General features: G+C 66.6%; 4 protein-coding genes and 2 pseudogenes. 2 read left to right on the top strand and 4 right to left on the bottom strand.

Annotated features, from left to right (window positions below; genetic code table 11):
• Positions 1–114 precede the first annotated feature (114 nt).
• Together AB0D85_RS51265 and AB0D85_RS51260 are read right to left on the bottom strand one after the other, a co-directional pair.
• Positions 115–897, bottom strand: coding sequence for a transposase family protein (locus AB0D85_RS51265; RefSeq protein ID WP_362338276.1), 783 nt, complete (start codon positions 895–897; stop codon positions 115–117).
• Between the two features lie 385 nt (positions 898–1,282).
• Positions 1,283–1,473 (bottom strand): annotated as a pseudogene (locus tag AB0D85_RS51260) (IS1380 family transposase); the annotation flags it as partial.
• On the opposite strand from AB0D85_RS51260, the gene AB0D85_RS51255 reads away from it, so the two are divergent.
• Positions 1,474–2,166, top strand: coding sequence for a hypothetical protein (locus AB0D85_RS51255; RefSeq protein WP_362338279.1), 693 nt, complete (start codon positions 1,474–1,476; stop codon positions 2,164–2,166).
• A gap of 1,568 nt (positions 2,167–3,734) precedes the next feature.
• Here the strand turns inward: AB0D85_RS51255 and AB0D85_RS51250 are convergent.
• The gene (locus tag AB0D85_RS51250) at positions 3,735–4,127 is read right to left on the bottom strand and encodes an IS3 family transposase (protein WP_362338273.1); all 393 of its coding nucleotides are present in this window, start codon (positions 4,125–4,127) and stop codon (positions 3,735–3,737) included.
• A 94-nt stretch (positions 4,128–4,221) separates the two neighbouring features.
• A complete protein-coding gene (locus tag AB0D85_RS51245) occupies positions 4,222–4,509 on the bottom strand; it encodes a transposase (RefSeq protein ID WP_362338270.1) in 288 nt (95 codons plus the stop codon).
• A gap of 41 nt (positions 4,510–4,550) precedes the next feature.
• Here AB0D85_RS51245 and AB0D85_RS51240 point away from each other — a divergent pair.
• Positions 4,551–4,968, top strand: a pseudogene (locus AB0D85_RS51240) (transposase family protein); the annotation flags it as partial.
• Between the last annotated feature and the right edge of the window lie 107 nt (positions 4,969–5,075).

Below are 5,075 nucleotides of genomic sequence, written 5' to 3'. Positions count from 1 at the left end.
GTCTCCAGGGCAGGGCGGACAAGCAATCTGCAGGCGTACGACGGCGCATTTACTGTGCCCCCGGCGCACGGCGAAGCCGCGCTGGATTGCTGTCGGGAATCTTGAGGACGGCAGTTACTGAGCTGTTTCAGAGTGGCCACTGAGGTCTTTCAGTGGCCGCTCCAGAGTGAGGACGGCTGCGGAGATTGACGACATGCGATTCGGGCTGCACCGGGATCGACGGAAGACGCGCCAGGACTTCAAGCGTGCGACTCCGCGCTCGACTGGTGCCCGTGCCGCGGACAGTGCGCGGTTGACGCTTTGCTGGGTGAGTGTGAGGTCACGGCCCGGCGGGCGTCTGAGGGCTGTTGTCACCCATGGGCCGGCTCCCATGCAGGCGCGGTCGGCGAGGATGGGAACGCCCTGGCGCTCGCAGATCCGGATGATCCGGTGGGCGCGGGCCGCAGTGGGATCGTGCGCGCGGCCGGGCATCGTCGGCGAGATCCACAGTAGCCGCCCGACCGGGTCGGTCACCACCTGCACGTTCACCCCGTGCCGTCGGTGTTTGTGGGAGAAGTCGGCCCGGCTGTCGCCGACCCGGTCGCACTCCGCCAGGGTGCCGTCGAGCAGGACGTAGTCGGGTTCCGCCTCGCGCAGGGCGCGCAGCAGGCCGGGTGCGCGGTCGGCGAGCAGGTCGATGACGGCTGTCGTACAGGCGTGAGCGGTGCCCACGGAGATGCCGAACCCGGCGGCGAGCTGGGCGAGGGTGTCGTGCCGGCGCAGGTACACCAGGCCGACCAGGGCACGCTGGTGCGGTGGGAGCTTGCAGCGGCGGTCACCCTCGCGGGTGACGATGAGCATGGTTGCCCACTCGACCAGGCCGTGAGGCAGATCGAGTGCGGCAGAATACGGAACCAACGCGGCTCCTGTGCCTGTGGGTTGAGGCTTCGAACACCTCCCCCAACGGCACGGGAGCCTCGTGCGTGGTGGGCATCGATCCCGTCACCCGATCCCTACGTTTTCCTGTGGGAGGCGGTGAGCCCTTCGTACGGTTCACCCACCCAGGAGTGCCGGGTGTGGCTGTCACCTGATAGCCGATGACGTGGCTCCCACTGATTGGCCGCCCGGCACTCCACGACGACTCGGCTGCCAATTAGGAAATGCGAATGATCGCTAAGTAGGGAACCGACAGCGACGTCGTCCGTGGGAGGGATCAGTACTACACCGCACGGAGGCACCACATGATCGCCATCTGGGCCGGCATCGACGCAGGGAAGACCAGTGGCCACACTGAAAGAGCTCAGTCACCGCCCAGCGCCACCGCGAGCGCGAACATCCAGCGGGATCTTGCCCGGATCGTGCACCGCTCGCGGCTTGCGCCACGGTGTCAGGCCGCCGATATCGAGGTACCCAGAGCGGTCTTGCGGACCGTCTCGACCAGCAGTACGGCCCCGCCTGCGAGACGTCCCCGCGGCCGCTGCCCTCGACACGGACATGCTGATCGCCGGGCTGCGCAAGGCGGCGAGGGCCCGGGGAAGAGTGCCGGCGGGCCCGGCTGGCGTCTTCCCCGAAGGCCGCAACCCTGACGAAATGCTGCGATTTGATGGCCCATTCGCTTCTTACACAGCGGGCGAGGGTGGCCGCGTCGGCGCTCTGGAAGGGTACGGTGGTGAAGCAGAGTTCGGCGTCCGCGTGGACCTTTCCGTCGCCCCGGCCGGTGGTGTACCGCTCCGCCAGCAGAGCCTGCGTGGCGTGCAGGAAGTTGACCGGGCCGTCTTCCAGCGCCTGGACCCGGACGATGCGGGCCTCGTGGCGGCCGTTGTCGGTCTTTTCGGTACGGACCATGCAGATCCGCGGGTTCGTGGTCTCGTCCCAGTTGGGTGCGTCGACGCGGGCAAGGGTGCGGGTGAGCGTGGTGCCCACCGGCAACTGCGCCAGATCACCGTCGGGGACTTCGAGCGCTGCCAGGATGCCGACGCCCTGGCCGTTTCCCCAGCGGATCACACCGCGCACCGAGCGCACTGCGCACAGCAGGGCGCAGGCCACCAGGCCGAGCAGCAGCGGGGGTACGTGACCAGGTGCGGAGAACGCGGGTCGGGCACGGTGCCGATCGCCTTCAGGAGCGAGGGGAGTTTCGCGGGCGTGCACAACTCCTCAACCTCGACGCCGAGTCGTTCGGCGAGTTGACGAGAGGTGGGCAGGCTTGGGCGGCATGGCATACGGGCGCGGCCTTCACGATCTTGCGAGTGGAATCACATGATCATGACGGGCGGCCCCCTTCGACGTTCCCCCGCCCCCGCCCCCGCCCAGGATCCGAGCACGCATCACGCCTGCAGGTCGGTGAAATTGAACCGTCTCGATGCTTCCTCCGTTGAGCACTCAAGTGAGACGGCCAGGGAGAGGCTTGTCCAACATCATGTGCGATGTCTCGTGCACTCCCGACCGGTTGTCGGCCTGGCGGCCTGAAATGCTCCGCTTCAAGCGAAGGATGGAAAGTGGAACCGCACTCCGAACAGCGGGATTCCGGCTCGCAGCCAGAGTCTCAGCATCACCAAGGCTCTGCTGCAGCGGACGCTCAGGCGGATACCTATCACTTTGCCAATTTTGTACGATCCGCGCTGCCGGGCGCGCAGCCCGATTGGAGTGCGAACGCGGAAGCGGAATCCGACCTTGCAGTCGGCCCCGGCTACAAGTTTGCCAATTCTGCACGATCCGCGCTGACGAGCGCGCAGGGCGGTATGAGCAGGGAGGAGGGGACGGGAAACAGGGTGCGGGAGTACGCGCCAGATAATGACGAAGAGGGCGAAATGATCAGGGAATTGTATGGACTGAAGGAGAGTTCCATGCAAACAGTCCCACTCGGCATGCGGCCAAGTCGAAGTAAGCGCGATGACATCTCGGAACGCGAGAAACATGCCAGGCAGAAGATCTGGAATATCGGGTACAAGGGAACTGCCAAGGCGCGGGGTGCTGTGTACGAAGCCGCGGTAGCGGCGGGGCTGCCCATGGTGCGCGTGAGTGAGGGCGCTTACCGTGTAGCAGAGCACGTGCAAACGGAGCCCTCCCGGCGAAAGCGGCGGTTTCATGGCCCTGACTTTCGTGCCCCCGACCATACGCCGACCGGGCCTGTGGCGGGGACCGAGAGTGTGTTGGACGAGGCTGTGCAGGCGCGGATGGCCGGATTGGCCGAGGGGATGTTCGACGACGTTGACTTTGACCTGATCGCCTCGGGCGAGACCTCGGCCGAGCAATTGGCCTCGTTGGGGATGACATTTTCGGCCGGGTCGGTGTCCCAGGCATATGGTGCCCCGTTGTACGGGCCTGGTCAGCTGTCTCCGTCCGGACAGGCGGCTGGTTGCGGCGGCGGTGAGTACGAAGCGTACGACCCGCACCCGGTCAACCCGGTTGCGTCCTACGCTCAATTAGCCTCTCCGCCTGGGGGATCTGACGGGGCCCCTCTCTCCGGGCCCGGATCAAATCAGCCCGCAGCAAAGACAACGGAGCGGCCACGCCGTCGACGGGGCTAGGGCCTTTCGTTTGGATCATGCCGGCGTCGCGGGGTGTGGCACGCACTCCCCCAGAGGGGGTACCCCCAGCGGCGTTGTCGTCACTCGCCGACGTCCCCCAGCCTTCGGCCGGGAGGTGCCCCCACCGTGTCGACTCCTCCTGCGCCTTGCAGCTGCACGCACCACACCCCGCTCGGGTCGGCTGAAATGCGCAGTCTCTCTCAGCCGGCCTGATCCAAACGACAGGCCCTAGCAGTCGGGACGGACCCGTCCGAGATGATGTGGGTCATGGCTTCGAAGCAGGTGGTGAGTGCCTCGTAGTCGCACGACCAGATCGGGTGCCTCGGCGGTGAAGTCGCGGCGCCTGAAGTCAGGGGCGGCCGGCCGTTTGCCCGGCCGGGTCAGCCCCCGCCGTCTGCACGCCTTCCGCGCGACCAGGCGCAGCTCGGCCATGATCTTCGCGATGGTGTTCACCGAGACCCGCCAGCCCTGCCTCACCAGCCTGATCCAGATCTCCGGCGAGCCGTAGGTGCCGCCGGAAGTGTATAGCTCCTCCCTCACCGCTTCGATCAGATGCTGTCTGCGCAGCTCACGCTGGGTGGGCTGGCGGGTGCGGCGCTTGTAGAACCACGACTCGCTCACGCCCGGAGCGCGGCAGGAGACGCGGTGTGAAACGCCGTACTCGGTCCTGAAGTCGCTGATCACCCCGACGACGGACGCCGGGTATCCGCCACAGCTACTTCACCCACAGGCCCATGCAGCGTTTGAGGACATCACGCTCCATGACCAGCTCCTTGTTGTCCCGCTTGAGCTGGGCGTTCTCCCGCCGCCACCGCTCCGGCTCGTCACTCCCGCCAGCCGGAGCGGCTCCTGCCCGGCGGACGTGGGAGACCCAACTCGCCAAGGCGGTCTCGTTGATCCCCAGGTCCTCGGCGACCTCGGCGATCGTCTTGCCGGTCTCCGTGACGATCCGTACGACCCCCTCACGGAACTCCGGATCGAACTTCCGTCGCTTCTCCGCCATGACTTCCAACTTCCCCTGCAGTCACGGTCTTCACGCTACGAGGGGAGGGACAGGCCGACTATTCCCCCAAGCATCGCCGGCGCGGGGTGAATGTGCAGGTGGTCACCGATCCGGGCGGCCGGCTGCTGTGGCTCTCACCCGCCCTGCCGGGCCGGACGCACAATCTGACCGCTGCCCGCACCCACCGGAACATCCGATCCGCATCTGCGAGCGCCAGGGCGTCCCCATCCTGGCCGATCTCGCCTGTCAGGGCGGCGGCTCCTGGATGACCACCGGCACAAAGGAAGGCCCCTGCAGGAACTCACCCTCACCGAGAAGACCCTCAACCGGGCCCTGCCCGCGGCACGGGCACCGGTCGAACGCGTCGTCGCACGCCTGAAAGCCTGGCGCATCTTCCGCAGATCCCGAACCAGCCCAAACCGCATGACGTTAATCGCCAAAGCCATCCTCACCCTGGAGTGGCAAGGCAGAAGAAGCTCAGTGAACCGAAGGGGGATCGCTCCCGTGGTGTTGGCTGTCGGACAGGAAGCAGGAATGACCGCTGAGGGCGAAGGTGTTGCACATGC

The sequence above is a fragment of the Streptomyces sp. NPDC048277 genome (assembly GCF_040652235.1).
Taxonomy (GTDB): Bacteria; Actinomycetota; Actinomycetes; order Streptomycetales; family Streptomycetaceae; genus Streptomyces.
The sequence above is the reverse complement of the archived record's forward strand: the minus strand, read 5'-3'. Positions and strand labels throughout refer to the sequence as shown.

Bases quoted from the DNA above. Each gene is read 5' to 3' on its own strand.
- AB0D85_RS51255 (WP_362338279.1), top strand. From the start codon at position 1,474: ATGCTGATCGCCGGGCTGCGCAAGGCGGCGAGGGCCCGGGGAAGAGTG.
- AB0D85_RS51245 (WP_362338270.1), bottom strand. From the start codon at position 4,509: ATGGCGGAGAAGCGACGGAAGTTCGATCCGGAGTTCCGTGAGGGGGTC.